The organism is Chimaeribacter sp. YP20170169, from assembly GCF_056739715.1.
This window is the reverse complement of sequence record NZ_CP176824.1, coordinates 2831172-2852353: the sequence shown is the minus strand read 5'-3', so window position 1 is coordinate 2852353 and position 21182 is coordinate 2831172. Positions and strand designations below refer to the sequence as shown.

Genomic DNA, 21182 nt, shown 5'->3' with positions numbered 1-21182 from the left:
CGGGGAAAGCCGGCTCCGGGGTGATGGATTGGCAGTGAATCAGTAGAGCAGTGAATAGAGTTTACGGCGATATTTTGCCGCCAGCGCATCGCCGGTGCCGAGCGCGGCCAGAATGTCCATCAGCGTCTTGCGCGCGCCGCCGTTGGCCGCGCCAAGGTCACGCGTCAGGAAGCCCATCAGCAACGCCAACGCCTCTTCATTGCGGCCTACCTGGTGCAGTTGCAGCGCCAGCTTCATCGCCAGTTCGGCATCTTCCGGGTTCTGCGCCATCTGCTGTTGCAGCTGCTGGATCTCTGGGCTATCGGCCGCCTGCTTCAGCAGCTCAATCTGCGCCACCAGACTCTGGTAACGGGTATCGCGATCCTGCAACGGCACCACCGCCAGCACCGCCTCCGCGTCATCGCTGCGGTTCAGGTGCAGCTGGGTCTCTGCCAGCAGGAACCCAATCTCACTGTTCTGGTTGCTCAACTGCCAGGCCTCTTTCAGCAGCGGCAGCGCCTCGCTATAACGCTCCTCCTGCATCAGCTGCGCCGCTTCGGCGGCTTTCAGCTCTTCCGGGCGCGGCAGCACCTTCTCCAGCAGGGCGCGGATCGCCTCTTCCGGCTGCGGGCCTTGGAAGCCGTCCACCGGCTGGCCCTCTTTGAACAGGTAAACCGTGGGAATGGAGCGCAGACCGAACTGGGAGGCCACCATCTGCTCGGCATCGCAGTCCACTTTCGCCAGGATGAACTGGCCAGCGTACTCCGCCGCCAGACGATCCAGAACCGGCGTCAGTTGCTGGCAGTGCTGGCTACGCTCTGACCAGAAATAGAACAGCACCGGGACAGACATCGACTGCTCCAGCGTCTGGTGCAGGTTGGCTTCATTAATCTCTACAACTGTGGCTTGTGCTAGCATGGCATTCTCTCTCATCCGTTTCTAAGGTAGATGGGGGCAGCCAGCCGCGCTTCAACCCCCCGGTCCATCCTGATTAACTTTTCCTGCGCAGCAGCCAATCCAGCGCCCGCCCCGGCAGCAGCCGGCGCAGCAGGCTGAGCGCGTGGGCCACCAGCGTCACCGGGTAGCGCAGGCGGGCGGTGGGACTCTCCAAAGCATGGCGCAACTTGGGCAATACCGCCTCTGGCGGCAGCGTGAAACGTGCGGCGATGCCCGGATTTTTCACCGGCTTGTCGCTCTGCGTCTGGTTGACGTTCTGCGTGAAGTGGGTGCTGAGCGGCCCCGGCTCAATCAGGCTGACCTGGATACCGGTGCCGTGCAGCTCCATGCGCAGGGTGTCAGACCATGCCTCCAACGCATATTTGCTGGCGGCATAGGCGCCGCGGCCCGGCGTGCTCACCAGCCCCATCACCGAACTGGTCTGGATGATGCGCCCCTCGCCGTGCGCCTGCATCGCGGGCAACAGCCGCATCGTCAGCTGGTGGACGCCAAACAGGTTGCTGGCGAACTGCCCCTCCAGCTGGCTACGGCTCAGAGTGTGCAGCGGGCCATAGACGCCAAAGCCAGCATTGTTGAACAGGCCGTAGAGCCGGTTGCCGGTCAGGGCGATCACCTCGTCAGCGGCGCGATCAACGCTTGCGGGGTCATCCAGATCCAGCGCCAGGCTCTCAAACCCCAGCTCGCGCAGGTTGCCGACATCCTCCAGACGGCGGCAGGCGGCCAACACCCGGTAGCCGCGGTTGCGCAGATCCTGCGCGGCAATCAGGCCAATCCCGCTGGAGCAGCCGGTAATCAATACCGCTTTTTGCATAACTTTACCTGTTCACTTTCCCTATTTTTTAAGACGCATGATTTACTAAAGGGGCGAGGCGCTCCGCCATCCAGTCCGCGATAAACGGCTGGGCGTCCCGGTTGGGGTGCAGGCCGTCGTCTTGCATCCACTGCGGCTTGATCGCCACCTGCTCCATAAAGAACGGCAACAGCGGCACTTCATACTGCGCCGCCAGCGCCGGGTAGATATTGTAAAACGCATCGCCGTAGCGATGCCCATAGTTGGGCGGCAAACGGATTTGCATCAGCAACGGCTGGGCGTCCGCCTGTTTCACCAACTCAATGATCCTGCTCAGGGTTTGCTGGATGTCCTGCGGCGCAAAGCCGCGCAGGCCATCGTTGGCGCCCAACTCAATCAGCACCCAACGGGGTTGATGCTGTTTTAGCAGGGCCGGCAGACGCGCCAGCCCCTGCGCTGCGGTATTGCCGCTGATGCTGGCATTCACCAGCCGTGGCGCGGAGGGGGACTGCCGCCAGTTGTCGGCCAGCAGCGTCGGCCAGGCGTTGGCAACCGGCATCCGGTAACCGGCGCTTAAACTATCGCCTAAAATCAACAGGGTATCAGCCGCGGCAGCGCGCAGGCTGAACAATCCCAACAGCAAAAGGAAGGGCAGATGCCAGCGGAAAACGTTCTTGAAGTTCATCATCTTAGTAAGCACGTCGGTCAGGGTGAGCACAGGCTTTCCATCCTCACCGGAGTTGACCTGCTTGTCAAACCCGCGCAGACCCTAGCGCTGATTGGCGAGTCCGGCTCCGGCAAGTCCACGCTGCTTGGCATCCTCGCCGGGCTGGATGATGGCAGTGAGGGGGACGTGCGGCTGCTCGGCCACTCGCTCGGCAGTCTGGATGAGGAGGGAAGGGCGGCGCTGCGGGCGCAGAACGTCGGGTTCGTGTTCCAGTCCTTTATGCTGGTGCCGACGCTAAATGCATTGGAGAACGTCCAACTGCCGGCGCTGTTGCGGGGCGACAGCGAGAAGCAGAGCCGTGAGCAGGCGGCCCAGCTGCTGGCGCAGCTGGGGCTGGGGCAGCGCCTGACCCACTTGCCCGCGCAGCTCTCCGGCGGTGAGCAGCAGCGGGTGGCGCTGGCGCGCGCCTTTATCGGCCATCCGAAAGTGCTGTTCGCGGATGAGCCGACCGGCAACCTCGACCGCCAGACCGGCGACCGCATCGCCGACCAGCTTTTCTCCCTCAACCGCGACTACGCCACCACCCTGATTCTGGTGACCCACGACAATGAACTGGCCGCGCGCTGCCAGCGTCGGCTGCGGCTGCGTGACGGCAAATTATGGGAGGAGGCATGATTGCCCGCTGGTTCTGGCGCGAGTGGCGCTCCCCCTCGCTGCTGATTGTCTGGCTGGCGCTGACGCTGGCGGTGGCCTGTGTGCTGGCGCTCGGCACCCTCAGTGACCGGATGGAGAAGGGGCTAAGCCAGCAGAGCCGCGACTTCCTCGCCGCCGACCGGGTATTGCGCAGCGCCCACCCGGTGCCGGAGGGGTGGCTGCTGGAGGCGCGCCAGCAGGGGCTGACGGTCAGCCAGCAGCTCTCCTTCATGACCATGGCCTACGCCGGTGACCGGCCGCAACTGGCGTCGGTGAAGGCCACCGACCGCGCCTACCCACTCTATGGCGAACTGCAAACTGATCCGCCGGGGCAGCGCGTCGCGCCCGGTCAGGTGCTGGTGGCCCCGCGGCTGCTGGCGCTGCTCGACAAACGCGTCGGGGATAATCTGGATGTGGGCGACACCACGCTGCGCATCGCCGGGGTGGTGGTGCAGGAGCCGGACGCTGGCTTCAACCCGTTCCAGATGGCGCCGCGCCTGATCATGGACATCAGTGACGTGGCGAAGACCGGGGCGATCCAGCCCGGCAGCCGCCTCACCTACCGCTACCTGTTCGCCGGAAAGCCAGCGGATCTGGCGCGCTTTGGCGACAGTCTGACGCCGCAGCTGACGCCCGACCAGCGCTGGTATGGGCTGGAGGAGTCGGGCGGCCCGCTCAGCAAGTCGCTGCAACGCTCCCAGCAATTCCTGCTGCTGTCGGCACTGCTGACGCTGCTGCTCTCGGTGTCGGCGGTGGCGGTGGCGATGGGCCATTACTGCCGCAGCCGCTACGATCTGGTGGCGGTGCTGAAGACGCTCGGCGCTGGCCGGCGCGCGTTGCAGCGGCTGATTGTCGGGCAGTGGCTGTCGGTGCTGCTGCTGGCGGCGGTGGCAGGTAGCGCCATCGGCAAGCTGTTTGAGCTGGCGCTGCTACGCGCGCTGGCACCGGTACTGCCCGCCGCCTTGCCGCCGGCTGGGTTGTGGCCGTGGATCTGGGCGCTTGGCGCGCTGGTACTGATTTCGCTGCTGGTGGGGCTGCGCCCCTACCGCCAGCTGCTGGCAACCCAGCCGCTGCGCGTGCTGCGCCGTGACGCGGTGGCCGCCGTCTGGCCGCTCAAATACTACCTGCCAGCGATTCTCTTGCTGGTGGTCGGGATGCTGGCGCTACTGGTGGGCGGCAGCCAACTGCTCTGGTCGCTGCTGGCTGGCATTCTGGTGCTGGCGCTGCTGCTCGGCCTGATTGGCTGGGGCGGCCTGCTGCTGTTGCGCCGCCTGACGCTACGGCAACTGGCGCTGCGGTTGGCGGTCAACCGCCTGCTGCGCCAGCCTTGGGTGACGCTCAGCCAGCTCGCGGCCTTCTCGATGTCATTTATGCTGCTGGCCTTGCTGCTGGTGATGCGCGGTGACCTGCTCGACCGCTGGCAGCAGCAACTGCCGCCCGAAAGCCCCAACTATTTCCTGTTGAACATGACGCAGGAGCAGGTGCCGCAGGTGACGGAGTTCCTGCAAGCACATCAGGTGACGCCCTCCACCTTCTACCCGGTGGTGCGGGTGCGGCTGAGCAAGATTAACCAGCAGGTGGCGACCGAGCGGGTGAAGGAGAGCGATCCGGGCGGCGAGGCGGTCAACCGCGAACTCAACCTGACCTGGCAGGCGGAACTGCCGCCCCACAATCCGCTGGTGGCGGGCCAGTGGCCGCCGAAAGAGGGGGAGGTGTCGATTGAGCAGGGCATTGCGGAGCGCTTGGGGCTGGGAGTGGGTGATCGGCTGACCTTCAGCGGCGACACTCAGGAGTTCTCCGCCACCATCAGCAGCGCGCGCAAGGTGGATTGGGAGAGCCTGCGACCCAACTTCTACTTCATCTTCCCGCCGGGCGCATTGGACAGCCAGCCGCAGACCTGGCTGACCAGCTTCCGCTATCAGGGCGACAGCCGCATGGTGTCGCAGCTTAACCGCCAGTTCCCGACCCTCAGCCTGCTGGATGTCGGTGCGATCATCAAACAGGTGGGACAAGTGCTGGCGCAGGTCAGCCGCGCGCTGGAGGTGATGGTGGTACTGGTGATGATCTGCGGCACGCTGCTGTTGCTGGCCCAAATCCAGGTGGGGATGCGCCAGCGTCGGCAGGAGCTGGTGGTCTATCGCACCCTTGGCGCGGGCAAACGGCTGCTGCGCGGCACCCTGTGGTGTGAGTTCGCGGTGCTCGGGCTGGTAGCTGGCGTGGCGGCGGTGGTCGGGGCAGAGGCGGCGCTGTGGCTGTTGCAGACGCGGGTATTTGACTTCCCGTGGGAGCCGAACCTGATGCTGTGGTGGCTGCTGCCGCTGTTGAGCGCGCTGCTGCTGTCACTGTGCGGTGGCTGGCTGGGTGTGCGGCTGTTGCGTGGACGGGCGCTGTTCCGGCATTACGAGGGCTAGCCAAAAAGAACCCCAGCCTGGCTGGGGTTTTTTTGTGGGCTACAGGGTGGCTTGCGCCCAGCTGATGCCGCTCTGGTACTCTGGCGGCAGCAGCGGCACCAGCGCCGCCAGCGTCCGGCGCAGGGCGTCGCGATCCGGGTCGCTGAGGTTGAGGTGACCCACCTTGCGGCCCGGCCGTACCTCTTTCTCATACCAGTGCAGGTTGACCAGCGGCAGGCCAAGCCACGCCAGATTGACGTCGGTGCCGATCAGATTGACTATCACGGACGGGGCGCTCACCACCGGCTGCGGCAGCGGCAGGCCAAGGATGGCGCGCAGGTGCAGCTCGAACTGGCTGATGGAGGCACCATTCTGCGTCCAGTGGCCGCTGTTATGGACACGCGGGGCCAGCTCGTTGATCAGCAGCCCCTGTTCCACCACGAAGCACTCCATCGCCATCACGCCGACGTAGCCCAGCTCCTGCATGATCGCCGACAGCATCGACTCCGCCTGCTGTTGCAGCGCGGCGTCTGGCGCGGGCAGGGCGACGCTGGTGCGCAGGATGCCCTCTTCGTGCAGGTTGTGGGTCAGCGGGTAGAACACCATGGTGCCGTCGTGGCCGCGCGCGCCCACTAGCGAGACTTCGCCGGAGAAGGCGATGCCCTGCTCAACGATGCACTCGCCGTAGCACTCCGTAGGCAGGCTCGGCTCCTCGCCGGGACGCAGGCGCCACTGGCCGCGGCCATCATAGCCACCGACGCGGCGCTTGACGATCGCCAGATCGCCCAGCGTGCTGAACACCTGCGGCCACTCCTCGGCGGCCGCCAGCAGTTGCCACGGTGCGGTCGCCAGCCCAAGTTGGTCCAGCAGCTGCTTCTGCGTCAGGCGGTCAGCCAGCCGCGGGAAGATGTCACGGTTGACGAACGCCGGGTGGTCGGCGAGCTGGCGGGTGAGGGCGGTCTCCGGCCAGCGCTCAATCTCCGCGGTGATCACGCTCTGTTGGAACGGCACCGCCTCTGGCTCGGCATCCAGCCCAACCGGGTAGACGGCGATCCCCAGCGGCTCGCCCGCCTGACGCAGCATCCGGCCAAGCTGGCCGTTGCCCAGTACGCAAACCGGCTTCATGCCTCCTCCCGCGGATCGGGATGGTTGAGCACCTCGTCCGTCTGCGCCTGACGCCAGGCCGCCAGACGGCTGGCCAGTTCGGCATCGTGCAGCGCTACAATCTGCGCCGCCAGCAGCGCCGCGTTCGCCGCGCCCGCCTTGCCAATCGCCAGCGTCCCGACCGGGATGCCGCGCGGCATCTGCACGATGGAGTACAGGCTGTCCACGCCACTCAGTGCCGCGCTCTGCACCGGCACGCCCAGCACCGGCACCAGCGTCTTCGCTGCCAGCATTCCCGGCAGGTGCGCCGCGCCGCCCGCGCCGGCAATGATCACATCAATGCCATTGCCCGCCGCCTGCTCAGCAAAGCTAAACAACTTGTCGGGAGTGCGGTGGGCAGAGACCACCTCAACGTGGAAGGCGACATTCAGCGTGGTGAGGATTTCAGCGGCAAACTGCATGGTGGCCCAGTCACTCTTGGACCCCATGACGATGGCGATCTTTGCCGGGGAAAGGTTGGATGACATGCCTGTAGTGCTCCTGTGAATATGCAAGCGTCGCCAGAGCGGTTGTTTCTGGCGGAGAGGGCGCAAATCATAGCATGGCCTGCGGGCAAGGAAAACGGTTGCGTAGCGCTGGCAGGCTGCGAAAATCGGGGGTAATTTGTATAATGGCCGCAAAATGACCCTAATAGGACAACGATTATGATGGAGTCCCTGCTGGCACCGATTCAGGAGTTCCTGCACTGCGCCACTCCGGCCCGCTGGATTGACGTGGCGCTTACCCAGCAAGATATTCTGCTGATCGACCACGCCAACTGTGAAAAGAAGGCCGCCGCCTCGGCGATGTCCTTGATGACGCGCTACTTGGATCGCACCGAGCTGCTGATCTGCGCCGCCCGGCTGGCGCGTGAGGAGCTGCATCACTTCGAGCAGGTGGTGGAGATCATGACCCGGCGCAACGTGGCCTATGTGATGCTGTCGCCGTCGCGCTATGCCAATGGCCTGCTGAAACATGTGCGCCATCAGGATGAGCTGGGGCTGCTGGTGGATCGGCTGATCATCGGTGCCTACATTGAGGCGCGCTCCTGCGAGCGTTTTGCCGCCATCGCGCCGCACCTTGATGATGAGCTACGCCGCTTCTACGTCTCGCTGCTGCGCTCAGAGGCGCGCCACTATCAGGACTATCTGTCACTCGCCCAGCAGTATGCCGGTACGGACATCAGCGATCGGGTGGAGGAGCTGGGAAGGATTGAAGCAGAGCTGATCCTCTCGCCGGATGAGCAGTTCCGCTTCCACAGTGGGGTGCCGGCGTAAAATCAGAAGGGGAAGCGGGAGAGATCCACGCCCTGCGGCGTCACGGCGATCATCCAGCCCTCATGGTGCCAGGCACCCAGCACCGCGCGGTGTGCCTCGCCCGTCGGCAGGGCCAGCGTATGGATGGCCGGGCGGTGAGTATGGCCATGGATCAGCCAGTTCACCTGATGGCGCTGCATCACGGCGGCCACCGCCTGCGGATTGACGTCCATGATCGCCATCGATTTGCTCTGGTTGGCCTGCTGGCTGTCCGCGCGCATCTTACTGGCAATCTTGAGCCGCCAACGTAATGGCAGGCTGAGGAAGATGCGCTGAATCAGCGGGTTGCGCACCTTTTTACGAAAGCGCTGGTAGCCTTCGTCGTCGGTGCAGAGCGTATCGCCATGCATCACCAACAGCCGGCGGCCATAGAGTTCCAGCACCTGCTCCTCCGGCAGCAGCGTCATGCCGCTGGCGCGGGCAAAGCGCTGACCAACCAGAAAATCCCGGTTGCCGTGGATGAAGTAGCAGGGCACCCCGTGCGCCGAGAGCGCCTTCAGCGCCTGCGCCACCTGGGTATGCAGCGGCTGCGGATCGTCATCGCCAATCCACGCCTCGAACAGGTCACCCAAAATGTAGAGTGCGTCCGCGCGGCGCGCTTCACCGGCCAAAAAACGCAGAAAACCGGCAGTGATTGCCGGTTCCTGTTCGCAGAGATGCAGATCAGCGATAAAAAGCGTGGTCATGCCGTCTTGGTGGCCTTACTCGCCGACGGTCACGCTAGTGATCACCACATCTTCTTTCGGCACGTCCTGGTGCATGCCGCTGCGGCCAGTGGAGACGCCCTTGATCTTGTCAACCACGTCCATGCCCTCAACCACTTCGGCAAACACGCAGTAGCCCCAGCCCTGAGAGTTTTCCGCGCGGAAGTTCAGGAAGTCGTTGTCCACCACGTTGATGAAGAACTGCGCAGTCGCGGAGTGCGGATCGTTGGTACGCGCCATCGCCAGGGTGCCACGGGTGTTTTTCAGCCCGTTGTTGGCTTCGTTTTTCACCGGTGCGTCGGTGGCTTTCTGCTTCATGCCCGGCTCAAAACCACCGCCCTGGATCATGAAACCGTTGATAACACGGTGGAAGATGGTGTTGTCGTAGAAGCCTTTACGGCAGTAGTTCAGGAAGTTTTCAACGGTGGCCGGCGCTTTGTCGGCGAAGGTATTGATGACGATGTCACCGTGATTGGTGTGGAAAGTAACCATAATTATTCATCCTGCTTGATTGGAGAGGTGCCCCGCCGGGCGGCGGCACAATAGAGGGCTGTTATAACATAAACCCGCGGGCGGAGTCAGCAGCCGGCACGGTGGCCCAATTTGCTGATATGCTTATGCAGAGGCCGGGTGCGGGATGTTGCAAACACCGGGCGTTCAAGGTTCAATAGGCCTTTCGGCGGTAACCATCTCGACGTTTTACCCCTTTTTATTGCCAACCACACATGTAAACCACGGAATGACCCGATGCTAAAGATATATAACACCCTGAGTCGCCAAAAAGAGGAATTCAAGCCTATCCATGCCGGCCACGTTGGCATGTACGTGTGTGGGATTACCGTTTACGACCTGTGTCACATCGGCCACGGCCGCACCTTCGCCGCCTTTGACGTGGTGGCGCGTTACCTGCGCTACAGCGGCTATACGTTGAAGTATGTGCGCAACATCACCGATATTGACGACAAGATCATCAAACGCGCCAATGAGAACGGCGAGAGCAGCGATGCGCTGACCGATCGTATGATTGCCGAGATGCACGCCGACTTTGACGCGCTGAACATCCAGCGCCCGGACGAGGAGCCGCGTGCCACCCGCCACATCGCTGAGATCATTGAGCTGGTCGAGCAGCTGGTGGCGCGTGACCACGCCTACGTTGCCGCCAATGGCGACGTGATGTTCGCCGTCGACAGCGACCCGCAGTATGGTTTGCTGTCACGCCAGGATCTGGATCAGTTGCAGGCTGGCGCGCGCGTCGAAGTGGCTGACGTGAAGCGCAACCCGATGGACTTCGTGCTGTGGAAGATGTCCAAGCCGGGCGAGCCGAGCTGGACTTCACCGTGGGGCGAGGGTCGCCCTGGCTGGCACATCGAGTGCTCGGCGATGAACTGCAAGCAGCTGGGCCACCATTTCGACATCCACGGCGGCGGCTCTGACCTGATGTTCCCGCACCATGAGAATGAGATTGCCCAGTCCACCTGCGCCCACGACGGCCCCTATGTGAACTACTGGATGCACTCTGGCATGGTGATGGTCGATCGCGAGAAGATGTCGAAGTCTCTCAACAACTTCTTCACCGTGCGTGACGTGCTGGGCTACTACGACGCTGAGACCGTGCGCTACTTCCTGATGTCTGGTCACTATCGTAGCCAGCTCAACTACAGCGAAGATAACCTGAAACAGGCGCGCACCTCGCTGGAGCGTCTCTACACCGCGCTGCGCGGCACCGATGCCAGCGCCACCGCAGCTGGCGGCGAAGTCTTTGTCGCCCGCTTCAAAGAGGCGATGGATGATGACTTCAACACGCCAGAGGCCTACTCCGTGCTGTTTGACATGGCGCGTGAGGTGAACCGCCTGAAGGGTGAGAACCCGGCGGCCGCCAACGGGTTGGCTGCCGAGCTGCGTACCCTGGCGGGCGTGCTGGGCCTGCTGTCGCAGGAGCCGGAGCAGTTCCTGCAGGGCGGGGCGCAGGCAGCAGATGAAGACGACGTGGCGCAAATTGAGGCGCTGATCAAACAGCGCAACGACGCGCGCGCCACCAAGGAGTGGGCGCTGGCTGACTCCGCGCGTGACCAGCTGACCGCGCTCGGCATCATCCTTGAGGATGGCCCGCAGGGCACCACTTGGCGTCGCAAGTAACATTCGACCATAAAAAAAGGCGACGTATCGACGTCGCCTTTTTTATTGCCCGCTGAGGCCAGCGGGCGGGGTCAGTTACGGCTTCACCACCACGGTAGCGCCATCGAACTCGACCTGCTGGTCAACCACGATTTTGCAGCGTTTGCGCGTTTCCACTTTGCCGTTCACTTTCACCAGCCCGTCGGCGATCACGGCCTTGGCCGCGGCACCGCTTTCGCACCAGCCCTGGAATTTCAGCAGATCGCACAGTTCAACGTGCGGGTGTTTTTCGAGATTAAAAATGTCCATCTGTTCCTGACTTAACGCGCCGGACGCGTATACATGCATGAGTGTGCCGCCGTGCGGCGGCACCTAAGGGTCAACCGGCGTTATTGTCGTGGTACTCCTCGCATGCCTGCAAGGTATTTTGGATCAATGTTGCCACCGTCATCGGCCCAACACCGCCCGGCACCGGGGTAATGAAGGCCGCGCGCTCGGCTGCCGCATCAAAATCGACGTCGCCGACCACCTTGCCGCTCTCCAACCGGTTGATACCGACATCGATCACGATGGCACCCGGTTTGATCCAGTCGCCGGGGATGAAGTTCGGCTTGCCAACCGCCACCACCAGCAGATCGGCGTTCTCCACATGGTGACGCAGGTTCTTGGTGAAGCGGTGGGTAACAGTGGTGGTGCAGCCTGCCAGCAGCAGCTCCATGCTCATCGGGCGGCCAACGATGTTGGACGCGCCCACCACCACGGCATTCAGGCCGAAGGTGTCGATGTCGTAGCGCTCCAGCAGCGTGACGATACCGCGCGGGGTGCAGGGGCGCAGCTTCGGCGCACGCTGGCACAGGCGGCCGACGTTATAGGGATGGAAGCCATCCACATCCTTGTCCGGGCTGATGCGCTCAAGCACCTTGACGTTATCGATGCCAGCAGGCAGTGGCAGTTGCACCAAAATGCCGTCGATGGCGGTGTCATTGTTCAGCTTATCGATCAACGCCAGCAGATCGGCCTCAGAGGTGCTGGCCGGCAGGTCGTAGGAGCGGGAGAGGAACCCCACCTCCTCACAGGCGCGGCGTTTGCTGCCGACATAAATTTGCGAGGCCGGGTTCTCGCCAACCAGGATAACCGCCAGGCCGGGCGCACGTTTGCCCTTAGCCAGACGTTGTTGCACACGCGCCGCTACTTCGCTTCGAACCTGCTGCGCAATCGTTTTACCGTCAATAATTGTTGCTGCCATCAGTGGGAAATCCATCAAAAGTCATTATGCAGGGGAGTGCGCCTATTCTGTCAGAAGCCAGGCGCGCTGTCAGGCGCTGCGTGGAGATAAATTGGCGCACCCCGCGCCAAAAGCCGCCGGTGGCAGGGCGTTATCTCCTTGAGTTGTACATGGAATCGTCGTCCGGCAGCTTTCCACTGCGATTTCGTTGACTCATCGGGGAGGGTGGGTATAATTCCAGCCCATTGCCCCCGCGGCAGTCGCATCACCATGCGCCCTTAGCTCAGCTGGATAGAGCAACGGCCTTCTAAGCCGTAGGTCACAGGTTCGAATCCTGTAGGGCGTGCCATTACGAATCAATAACTTAACCTCACCCGCTAACTTTCAATTTTCCTTCGTGGGACGGATTTGGGACGCGAGCGCCAAGAATTGCATCAATATGACGTGCGTGTTCGGTCAGATGGTTAGGTGCCAAGTGAGCATATCGTTGCACCATCTCAATGCTTTCCCAGCCTCCCATCTCCTGCAATGTAGAGAGTGGAACTCCAGCCTGAATCAACCAGCTTGCCCACATATGCCGCAAGTCGTGGAAGCGAAAATCCTCGATGCCTGCTCTCTTTAAGGCTGCTCGCCATGCCGTATTGGAATCTACACGCATTTTCCTGACAGCCGCCATTGCCTTACCTGCGTTATTTTTCACTGACTCAGTGTGCACAAACACCCAACTGTGATGACGTCCCAGTTGTCTCCTGAGAATAGAGCAAGCAGTATCATTCAGCGCAACGCCAATTGCCCTGCCTGATTTGCTCTCCTCAGGTTAGATCCATGCCACCTTGCGTTGCATATCAATTTGCTGCCACTTCATGTCCACAATATTTGACCTGCGCAATCCTGTTGCCAAGGCAAACTCTACAGTAGACTGGAGGGGTTCGGGGCATTCATCTATCAGTCGCTGTGCTTCTACGGGTTCGAGCCACCGAACCCGCTTATTTCTTTCCTGAGGCACCTTGATCACTGGCGACTTCTCTAATCGCTTGAGCTATAGTCACTGTCTGTTTTCACGACATCTTGAACTATGGCTCGCTACGACCTTCCTGATGAAGCGTGGATTATCATCCAGCCTTTACGGCCTGCTGAACCTTTATCCCCACGGGCCGGACGGCCATGGGCTGAGCATCGTAAAATTATCAAAACCTCAATTTCTGTAGACGTAACCGGGGCTGGATTTACTGCCAAGCCAGTCAGCGCATCTATGCAGTTGACAACTTAGCCAGCCGTGCGACTCGTCTATAGTTACGGCAACTCAAACACGACGACCCTTTACTTTACAGCTATAGGGACATCGGTAGCGCAAACAGATCGGTGGGTACTGGATGCCAGTGGTTTTTCGCCATTAGGATTCTAAAGAAAAAGGGCACAAATTCGTGCCCTTGAATTTATCCAGCAACCCTGTGTTTGAGGAGAAACGCGTCAGTGCATATTTTCATCACTGATACGATGCACATCATCTCAAACATCATATCAACGCGCAGGCCTGATGCGTACACTGTAGGTGTCAGCCCCATCATTGATACGGTCATGTAGCCGATCAGCATCGCTATGATGGGGGTGGCTCCCATATATCGATTCAATGCCATATCTAGCATGATGATGAACATTGAAGATATAACAAAGAACAAGTAAAGATAAGAAAGATATAGCTTGCCCGCAGACCATATGGCGGCATTAACAGGTACGCTGACAAAGAAGAACCCGACATTAGGTATTCCAGTAAGCGCTTTCGCAATAGATACTGCCACGAAGCTTGTCACTATAAGCATTGCCATCTTTATGGTGACACTCATGGTGCCACTGACTGACCTGAAGCAGACAATAGCTAAAGACAGGACGATAAGTGGGAAGTTGGCGCGCATGGTCATTAGCTGGTGAAGCTTATCAAAGCCTAAAGCTAATTTGATAGAAAGGCCATATGTCTGGTACTCAGGGTACCACCTCCAGATCTCCTCGGAAAACCTTCTTTCATTTCCCGGAGCCTTAAGGCAAATAATTAGATTTATTACAGCAATGATTATCAATGCGTAATTGATTTTGTTTCTGCTCTCCTTTTTGAATGCAAACAGCGCGGCCATTGCTACAATGAATGCGATCCCCGCTTGCTCCATGTAAGGGAAATAAAGCGCTAGAGCTAAACAAGCAATATTTTCAAAGATGCTATTGATATTAGAAATTGCAACCGAGAAAGCATATAGAGAGACAGATATGGGCAGCAGGTAATTGTAAAAGCCCGTTATCCACCATGAAGCATCTGAATTAATATCATATGGTATTGATGCAAAAAGAATTAGAGCTATTGAGCACCCTATGATGTTTGCTTTCTGGCCTGCAATGCGGCATGCAGAGTAGCATGAGAGCATGATAGATGCTGGGACGCCAACCTTCCACAGCCATGTGTAGCCTATTGTGGATGTCATTAGCCACTCAAGCATAAACCTCCCGCTCCATTGATTGTATCGAGTGGTGAGAATTTCCATCATGTTGCTGGAGTTGAATATTGACAAAAAAATCTTGTCATCATCATAGTCACGAAGAGCCAGGCTATATGCAATAAAAAGCAGGTAGACCAGAGATGATGAAACCAGTGTCAGCGAAACCCATTTATTTGCATTCGTATTTAGCTGCATGGACCACCCCCTGCTCATCCATTGAAAATATTTCGATTTGCTTTTTGAAATCCGACATGGCCGATGAGTCCCTTCTTGTGGCTATGAATCCAGACTTGTCGTATTTGCTGCCAACACTATAGGCTTCGCTTACATCTCTGCGATATTGAAGAGAACTCATTAGCTCTACCTTTTCGCCATCATTCTTTTCAGCAAAGACTCTATTCAAAACCCTCCCGTTACCGGGAACAAAAGCCCACCCACCAACGGTAATGCCACTCACATTAAAAATGCACTGATCTACATAAAAATCTTTTAAAGGTTGAGTTATATTATGTGGTATATCTGACGCCGGTCTGTTCCATGCGCGATAAAACATGAATGAAATAACGATTGAGAAGACAATCATTATTAAGAATAACAAGTCGAGATTCAGCTTTGCTATCTCTCTTACTCGGTCACTCCTGGCTGGCATAACATTTCCTTTTAATAAGCAAACCACCATTGCGCGGATGACCTTTCCTGGCCATCGATACTGCGAGGATGGAGTCTAGATCCAGTTTGAGTTGAGTGTAAAGGGTGGTGTGCGATTGTTGATCAGCGAGGAGGGTGGAACCATTTTGGGACATGCAAGGGCTTGGATCACTTTCTAAGCCTTTGCATGTTTTGGCATCGTGGGACGTGTGAGCGCGGTAAGATGCGGTAAATAACTGTGTTAAAAGGTGGTTCTAGGAAATTCTAAGCCGTAGGTCACAGGTTCGAATCCTGTAGGTGCCATTCTGACCTCTCCCTGTGTGTTCACATTTATAAAATCCCGGTTTTCAATCACCTGAAAAAATTACTCCAGCGCCTTACCCGCCCGCAAAGACTGGGGTGGGATGCCGTAGCCTCGGACGAACACTTCGCGCATGTGGCGGCGGTCGCGGAATCCGGCTTCGCGGGCGATGGTGTCCAGCGACAGGCGGCTTTGTTCGATCATGAGTCGGGCAGCCTCGAGGCGCAGGCCCTCAATGGCTTTTGCCGGGGATTTGCCAGTCTCGGCGCGGAACAGGCGGCTGAGCTGGCGGGCGCTGAGGTGGACGGCATCGGCCAGATCCTCCACCGTCAGGGGCTTGCTGAGGTTGTTGCGCGCGTACTCCAGCGCATTCTGCAAACGGTCGGAGCGCGGTGCCAGCGCCAGCATCTCGGAGTGTTGCGTCTGGCCGCCGGAGCGGCGTTGATTCATCACCAGCCGATGCGCGACGTTGCGCGCGATCTCCGCGCCGAAATCCTTCTCCACAATCCCCAGCGCCATATCCAGCCCGGCGGTCATACCGGCGGAGGTCCAGATATGCTCATCGATAATGAAAATGCGATCGTCCTGCACCTGAATGGTGGGGTAGCGCTGTTGCAGGCTCTTGGCATGTGCCCAATGGGTAGTGGCGCGTTTGCCATCCAGCAGCCCGGCTTGCGCCAGCACAAAGGCACCGGTGCAGATGCCGGCCACCCGGCGGGCGTGGCGTGGGGCGTCGCGCAGGAACAGGGTGGTCTGCTCGGAGGCGGGCGCGGCCAGCGGGTCGAGCACCCCGGCGACCATCCACGTGTCGGCGCTGGCCGTAGCGTCAAGAGGCTGGGTCTGGAGCGTCACGCCGGTGGAGGAGCGCACCTCGCCGCCCTGATCGGAGTAGATGCTTAGCTGGTAGAACGGCTCACCAAGCACCAGGTTGGCGAACTCAAACACCGACATGGTGGAGAGCGCCAGCAACTGGAAATTATCCGTCAGCAATACCCCGATTCTATGCACATCTCCCTCCGTTCGCGGCTGGTTGCCGCCACTGTTCATCATGATGCCTGCACCTTCAGGCAGGTTGCCTGCCGCGCCCGGACGCGCTCTGAGAGCCAGAGCGTCAGCAGCGCCAGTCCCAGTAGGAGGGCCGAGCTAAGCAGGATGCCGCTGACCCCGGCCAGCGGGTAGATCCAGGCGGCCACCGCCGAGCCAGCGCTGATGCCGCAGAACATAAAGGCACTGGTCAGCGCCAGCGCAAGGCCGCGTTGCTGCGGGGCCAACTCCACCACCCGCCGTTGCTGGCTCGGCCAAAGGATGTCGGTGGCAAAGGCCCACAGCACCAGCGCCAGATAGAGCAGGGGCAGGCGGGCGGGCATCACCAGCAGCAGCGCCACCACTGCCATCAGTAGGATAATGCCAGCCGTCAGCAGCCTTTCAGCACTGTACCTGCGAGCGGCGCGGGCGACAAACAGATTTCCGGCAATGCCAGCCACGCCAAGGATGAAAAGCGCCACTGTAACGGCCTCTGCGTCACCATGGTAACGGGCGCGCACCAGCGGGGAGATGAAGGCGTAGGTCGCGAACACCCCGGCGGAGATGAAGAACACCACCATAAAAACGCTGAGGGAGCGGGCATCCGTCATCATCTGGCTGACGGCGCGCAGCGGCACCCGCTCGCCAGCATGTTGCCCCGGCACGGTCAGCAGGATCATCAGCACCGTCAGCAAACTGGCGACCCCAACGGCGATAAACAGCACCTTGGCTCCCCACAGGCTGGCGACCCAGGCGGCCAGCGGAATGCCCGCCATGCTGGCGACCGACAGCCCCAGCAGCACCATCGCAATCGCGCTGCCGCGATCTTTTTGCGCCACCAGTTCGGAGCCAAGGGCGACCAGCACCGGCCCCATCATCGAGGCACCCAGCCCCATGATGATCCGCGCGGTGACCAGCACCGGGTAGCCGGGCGCGAAGGCAAATAAAAGCGCGCCAAGGCCGAACACCGTTACGCCAGCCAGCACCTGGCGCCGCCGCGGCAGATGGCCAAACAGCACCTGTGACAGCGGGGCCGCGAGCGCGAAGGTCAGGCCGAACAGCGCCAGCAGGAAGGCGCTCTGTGACTCACTCAGTGCCCACTGGTGGGCGATCGGTTCCAGGCTGCCCGCGATGGCCAGCGCGCCGGTGGCCTGAACAAAATAGGCCGCGCTCAACGCCCGCAAGGCGCGGCGCTGAGGGAGAGGGATAGGGTGGCTCATGGACATCTCTCCAGCAGGGGAAGCGGGGCCGTGGCCCCGCAGCCGGTATCACTGCACCGGGATCGGGTTGTCCAGCACTGACTGGTTGAAGTGCTCGACCATCTGGTACTCATTGGCACCGGGGTTATCGCGAACCGGCAGCACGCGGTCAACAATCGCTTCTGGGCCATCCTCCGCCAGTTTTTGCATCGTCTCCTGAATGAAGGCCTCCAGTGGCATGGCGCGCGCATCGCCACTCTTGTAAATCAGGTCGGTATCGACCCACGGTGGCGCAATCTCAATCACCTGCACGCCACTTTTACGCAGCAAGAAGCGTTGTGACAGGGTATAGGAGTGGATGGCGGCCTTGGTAGCGGAGTAGAGCGCGTTGGTCGCCAGCGGCAGGAAGGCCAGAATCGAGCTGTTGTTGATCAGCACCGCATCCGGTTGCTGTTTCAGGTGCTCAATAAAGGCGGCGCTGGTGCGCACGGTTCCCAGCAGGTTGGTGTTCAGCAGCGTAACGGCCTGCTCGTCATCCAGTTCGCCGCTGGCGGGATTATCAAACGGCATGATACCGGCGTTGTTGATCACCACGTTCAGCGTTGGGTAACGGCCAATCAGGGTGCTGGCCGCCGCTTTCACCTGTGCCGGGTCGGTGATGTCCAGTTCGATATAATCCATGCTGGGGTTGGCGGCGGTCACACTCTGCAACAGCGCCGTGCGGCGGCCGGAGATGATGACCTGATTGCCCAGCCGGTGGAAGGCTTCTGCCAGTCCACGCCCAATGCCCGATGCGCCGCCAGTGATGAAGATGGTGTTTCCGGTCATTTTCATGATGTTTCTCCGTTCCGCTTGAGGTTAAGGGTCACTAATCTCGGTCAGTGAGTTCATCTTATGCGGAATCACGATGGCGTGAATGACGTACAAGGACGTGATTTAGGACATTATGGCAGAAAGGAGAGAAGTGAGTACGTGAGCCATACCCACTGGACGCCAAAGTCAGAGTGAGAGATAGAAAGCAATATCCCCTTGGCAAGGTTTCTCGTGGTTATAACTGGTCATCATCAGACGCTGACTGTCATGGGACAGAAAGTAGGGCACCTGCCCACGGGGCAGGGCATCGCTGATATCCTCTACCTTTCCTTGCTGGTAATCCTGCCAGGTACGCCAGCGGATCAGCCGATGGGTGTCTGTGTCATAGCCGGGGGCGTAACTGGGCGTAAAGTAGCTGGAGGCGTAGTAGTAACCCTTCAATTGGGTCACGCCATTGAGGATTGGGCCGGTCTTGCCATAGGCACCGGCATCCGCATCGGCTTGATGGGCGACGGTAGAAAACACCGTAATCTGGCCTTTGGAAAAATCATCAACCCGGATTATCTCGCCACGTGAGGCACTGATGACATGCACTTTGCCATCCAGCAGCGCGAGCGCCCGGACATAGCCCATCGGGTGGTTGCCGAAATTCAATATTTCGCCCTGCCCACTGAAATCCCAGATGCGGAATAGATGGTGGGCATCGACAATATAAGCCAAGCCATCACCCCCATCCAAAATATCATGCGGGCGCTGTAACCCCTTACCCGCGATATTATCCAGGTATTGCGGCTGGGGATCGCTTAGGCTTTTTATCTTTATTAATCTGTGGCTCTCGGTATCATCAATCAAATAGCTAAATCCTTTGATATAACGAATACTATGCGCCCCCACCAAAGAGAGCGGAGACTTCTGCCACTGCTGGGTGGCGGTTTTATACAGGACGCGGTCATTCTTATAATCAGAGATAATAATCTGCTTGTTTTCATAGGAAAACTGCGTGGGCCAGCAAAGCTGGCCGAATTCTTGCTGATAGACCAGCTGTTTTTCCGGTGTTTTATATAACGTAGGTGAGGTGACACAGAGTGCCGCACACAGCAAAAAGGGGATCTTGATATTATTTTTCATCGTTGGCTTCTTTTAATGAATACCAGAGCGCGTGGAATAAAGGTGCGGCTGAAAAAGGCATTCAATTGAGGAGGCCGAACTGATGAAACCAATTTTTCTTTGCAAAAATATTAACGTTGGATGTCAGTTAAAATGACGGGCAGGCATTGATTAAAATCCTTTATTCCTAATGACGCCGCGTGTTGGCTCATGCGTTCAGACAACGGCGTTGACGTGTAACACTTGAGTCTCCATGAAGGGCGCTAACCCGCTTTACACCCATTCCGTGATCCCCCATCCACTTTTCACTTTTCATACTTGTATGGTAGTTCATGCAGATCTAGAGTCATCCACTCGTTGTGGTGCTCATCGTTGAGCTGGCTGATAAGGATCGACCTATGAAGATTGTGAAGGCTGAAGTGTTTGTAACCTGCCCGGGGCGGAATTTTGTAACGCTGAAAATCACCACCGATCAGGGGTTGACCGGGCTGGGGGATGCCACGCTGAACGGGCGCGAACTGTCAGTGGCCTCCTACTTGCAGGATCACCTCTGCCCACAACTGATTGGCCGTGACGCGCACCGCATTGAGGATATCTGGCAATTCTTCTACAAAGGGGCCTACTGGCGGCGCGGGCCGGTGACCATGTCGGCGATCTCCGCCGTGGACATGGCGCTGTGGGACATCAAGGCCAAGGCCGCTAACATGCCGCTCTACCAGTTGCTGGGCGGGGCGTCGCGCGAGGGGGTTATGGTCTACTGCCACACCACCGGCCACAGCATTGATGAGGTGCTGGATGACTACGCCAAGCACAAGGAGCTGGGCTTCAAGGCGATTCGCGTGCAGTGCGGCGTGCCGGGCATGAAAACCACCTACGGCATGGCGAAGGGCAAGGGGCTGGCCTACGAACCGGCCACCAAGGGCGTCTGGCCGGAGGAGCAGCTCTGGTCAACCGAGAAGTACCTCGACTTTACCCCTCGACTGTTCGAAGCGGTGCGCAGCAAATTCGGCTTCAATGAGCATCTGCTGCATGACATGCACCATCGCCTGACGCCGATTGAGGCGGCGCGGTTCGGCAAGAGCGTGGAGGAGCACCGGCTGTTCTGGATGGAAGATCCGACGCCTGCGGAGAATCAGGAGTGTTTCCGCCTGATCCGCCAGCACACCGTCACGCCGATTGCCGTTGGTGAGGTGTTCAACAGCATCTGGGACTGCAAACAGTTGATTGAGGAGCAACTGATCGACTACATCCGCACCACGCTGACCCACGCCGGCGGCATCACCGGGATGCGCCGCATCGCTGATTTCGCGTCGCTCTATCAGGTGCGTACAGGTTCGCACGGGCCGTCTGACCTCTCGCCAGTCTGCATGGCGGCGGCGCTGCACTTTGATCTCTGGGTGCCAAACTTTGGCGTGCAGGAGTACATGGGCTACTCCGAGCAGATGCTGGAAGTCTTCCCGCACAACTGGACCTTTGACCGTGGCTACATGCACCCAGGCGACAAGCCGGGCATCGGCATTGAGTTTGACGAACGCCTCGCGGCGAAATATCCCTATGAGCCAGCCTGCCTGCCGGTGGCGCGTCTGGAAGATGGCACCCTGTGGAACTGGTAACGGAGAGCATCAG

The 21182-nt window shown here is 59.6% G+C and carries 20 protein-coding genes, 1 tRNA gene and 2 pseudogenes; 7 read left to right on the top strand and 16 right to left on the bottom strand.

What is annotated here, in order from left to right:
* Positions 1–39: 39 nt before the first annotated feature.
* The 3 genes from ACK3SD_RS13005 to tesA all read right to left on the bottom strand — a co-directional run bounded on the left by ACK3SD_RS13005 (position 40) and on the right by tesA (position 2411).
* Positions 40–897 carry a co-chaperone YbbN gene (locus tag ACK3SD_RS13005; protein WP_481125762.1) on the bottom strand — a complete coding sequence of 286 codons (858 nt, stop codon included), beginning with the start codon at positions 895–897 and terminating at the stop codon, positions 40–42.
* A gap of 73 nt (positions 898–970) precedes the next feature.
* Positions 971–1747 carry an SDR family oxidoreductase gene (locus ACK3SD_RS13000; protein ID WP_481125761.1) on the bottom strand — a complete coding sequence of 259 codons (777 nt, stop codon included), beginning with the start codon at positions 1745–1747 and terminating at the stop codon, positions 971–973.
* 28 nt (positions 1748–1775) lie between these two features.
* Positions 1776–2411: a multifunctional acyl-CoA thioesterase I/protease I/lysophospholipase L1 gene (gene tesA, locus ACK3SD_RS12995; protein ID WP_168195895.1), complete on the bottom strand. Its 636-nt coding sequence runs from the start codon at positions 2409–2411 to the stop codon at positions 1776–1778.
* Here tesA and ybbA point away from each other — a divergent pair.
* Positions 2382–3068, top strand: a complete 687-nt coding sequence (gene ybbA / locus ACK3SD_RS12990; protein WP_137763947.1) for a putative ABC transporter ATP-binding protein YbbA — start codon at positions 2382–2384, stop codon at positions 3066–3068. The two genes, tesA and ybbA, sit on opposite strands and share 30 nt — an antisense overlap.
* Positions 3065–5497, top strand: a complete 2433-nt coding sequence (gene ybbP / locus ACK3SD_RS12985; RefSeq protein ID WP_481125760.1) for a putative ABC transporter permease subunit YbbP — start codon at positions 3065–3067, stop codon at positions 5495–5497. Before ybbA ends, ybbP begins: the two co-directional genes overlap by 4 nt.
* Before the next feature lie 39 nt (positions 5498–5536).
* Here the strand turns inward: ybbP and purK are convergent, their stop codons facing one another.
* Both purK and purE read right to left on the bottom strand, forming a co-directional pair.
* Positions 5537–6601: a 5-(carboxyamino)imidazole ribonucleotide synthase gene (gene purK / locus ACK3SD_RS12980; RefSeq protein WP_481125759.1), complete on the bottom strand. Its 1065-nt coding sequence runs from the start codon at positions 6599–6601 to the stop codon at positions 5537–5539.
* The gene (gene purE, locus ACK3SD_RS12975; protein ID WP_137763944.1) at positions 6598–7107 is read right to left on the bottom strand and encodes a 5-(carboxyamino)imidazole ribonucleotide mutase; all 510 of its coding nucleotides are present in this window, start codon (positions 7105–7107) and stop codon (positions 6598–6600) included. Before purE ends, purK begins: the two co-directional genes overlap by 4 nt.
* 177 nt (positions 7108–7284) lie before the next feature.
* Between purE and ACK3SD_RS12970 the strand changes: the two genes are divergently transcribed.
* Complete coding sequence (locus ACK3SD_RS12970; RefSeq protein ID WP_137763943.1) at positions 7285–7896, top strand: MiaE family protein; 612 nt, start codon at positions 7285–7287, stop codon at positions 7894–7896.
* A 2-nt stretch (positions 7897–7898) separates the two neighbouring features.
* Here the strand turns inward: ACK3SD_RS12970 and lpxH are convergent, their stop codons facing one another.
* Both lpxH and ppiB read right to left on the bottom strand, forming a co-directional pair.
* Entirely contained in the window at positions 7899–8621 is a 723-nt protein-coding gene (gene lpxH / locus ACK3SD_RS12965; RefSeq protein ID WP_481125758.1) for a UDP-2,3-diacylglucosamine diphosphatase, read from the bottom strand.
* Between the two features lie 15 nt (positions 8622–8636).
* A complete protein-coding gene (ppiB, locus tag ACK3SD_RS12960; RefSeq protein ID WP_137763941.1) occupies positions 8637–9131 on the bottom strand; it encodes a peptidylprolyl isomerase B in 495 nt (164 codons plus the stop codon).
* Positions 9132–9386: 255 nt separating this feature from the next.
* Here ppiB and cysS point away from each other — a divergent pair, with 255 nt between their 5' ends.
* Complete coding sequence (cysS, locus tag ACK3SD_RS12955) at positions 9387–10775, top strand: cysteine--tRNA ligase (protein ID WP_481125757.1); 1389 nt, start codon at positions 9387–9389, stop codon at positions 10773–10775.
* A 75-nt stretch (positions 10776–10850) separates the two neighbouring features.
* On the opposite strand, the gene ybcJ is transcribed toward cysS, so the two are convergent.
* Positions 10851–11063, bottom strand: coding sequence for a ribosome-associated protein YbcJ (gene ybcJ, locus ACK3SD_RS12950; RefSeq protein WP_137763939.1), 213 nt, complete (start codon positions 11061–11063; stop codon positions 10851–10853).
* 70 nt (positions 11064–11133) lie between these two features.
* The gene (folD, locus tag ACK3SD_RS12945) at positions 11134–12000 is read right to left on the bottom strand and encodes a bifunctional methylenetetrahydrofolate dehydrogenase/methenyltetrahydrofolate cyclohydrolase FolD (protein ID WP_481125756.1); all 867 of its coding nucleotides are present in this window, start codon (positions 11998–12000) and stop codon (positions 11134–11136) included.
* A 251-nt stretch (positions 12001–12251) separates the two neighbouring features.
* Between folD and ACK3SD_RS12940 the strand changes: the two genes are divergently transcribed.
* A tRNA-Arg gene (locus ACK3SD_RS12940) sits at positions 12252–12328 on the top strand.
* A gap of 21 nt (positions 12329–12349) precedes the next feature.
* Here ACK3SD_RS12940 and ACK3SD_RS12935 read toward each other — a convergent pair.
* Positions 12350–13015: pseudogene (locus tag ACK3SD_RS12935) on the bottom strand (site-specific integrase); the annotation flags it as partial.
* Positions 13016–13054: 39 nt separating this feature from the next.
* Here ACK3SD_RS12935 and ACK3SD_RS12930 point away from each other — a divergent pair.
* Positions 13055–13219, top strand: a pseudogene (locus ACK3SD_RS12930) (IS5/IS1182 family transposase); the annotation flags it as partial.
* Positions 13220–13415: 196 nt separating this feature from the next.
* Here the strand turns inward: ACK3SD_RS12930 and ACK3SD_RS12925 are convergent.
* From ACK3SD_RS12925 to ACK3SD_RS12900, 6 genes are all read right to left on the bottom strand, one after another.
* Positions 13416–14660, bottom strand: coding sequence for a hypothetical protein (locus tag ACK3SD_RS12925; protein ID WP_481125755.1), 1245 nt, complete (start codon positions 14658–14660; stop codon positions 13416–13418).
* Entirely contained in the window at positions 14635–15114 is a 480-nt protein-coding gene (locus ACK3SD_RS12920; protein WP_481125754.1) for a hypothetical protein, read from the bottom strand. Before ACK3SD_RS12920 ends, ACK3SD_RS12925 begins: the two co-directional genes overlap by 26 nt.
* A gap of 363 nt (positions 15115–15477) precedes the next feature.
* Entirely contained in the window at positions 15478–16422 is a 945-nt protein-coding gene (locus tag ACK3SD_RS12915; RefSeq protein WP_481127553.1) for a GlxA family transcriptional regulator, read from the bottom strand.
* 38 nt (positions 16423–16460) lie between these two features.
* On the bottom strand, positions 16461–17657 hold the full coding sequence (locus ACK3SD_RS12910; RefSeq protein WP_481125753.1) for an MFS transporter: 1197 nt from the start codon (positions 17655–17657) through the stop codon (positions 16461–16463).
* A gap of 48 nt (positions 17658–17705) precedes the next feature.
* The gene (locus tag ACK3SD_RS12905) at positions 17706–18470 is read right to left on the bottom strand and encodes an SDR family oxidoreductase (RefSeq protein WP_481125752.1); all 765 of its coding nucleotides are present in this window, start codon (positions 18468–18470) and stop codon (positions 17706–17708) included.
* A gap of 165 nt (positions 18471–18635) precedes the next feature.
* Positions 18636–19577 (bottom strand): hypothetical protein, encoded by a 942-nt coding sequence (locus ACK3SD_RS12900; RefSeq protein WP_481125751.1) that lies wholly within the window; start codon positions 19575–19577, stop codon positions 18636–18638.
* 377 nt (positions 19578–19954) lie between these two features.
* Between ACK3SD_RS12900 and rspA the strand changes: the two genes are divergently transcribed.
* Positions 19955–21169, top strand: coding sequence for a starvation-sensing protein RspA (rspA, locus tag ACK3SD_RS12895; protein ID WP_481125750.1), 1215 nt, complete (start codon positions 19955–19957; stop codon positions 21167–21169).
* The last annotated feature ends 13 nt before the right edge of the window (positions 21170–21182 follow it).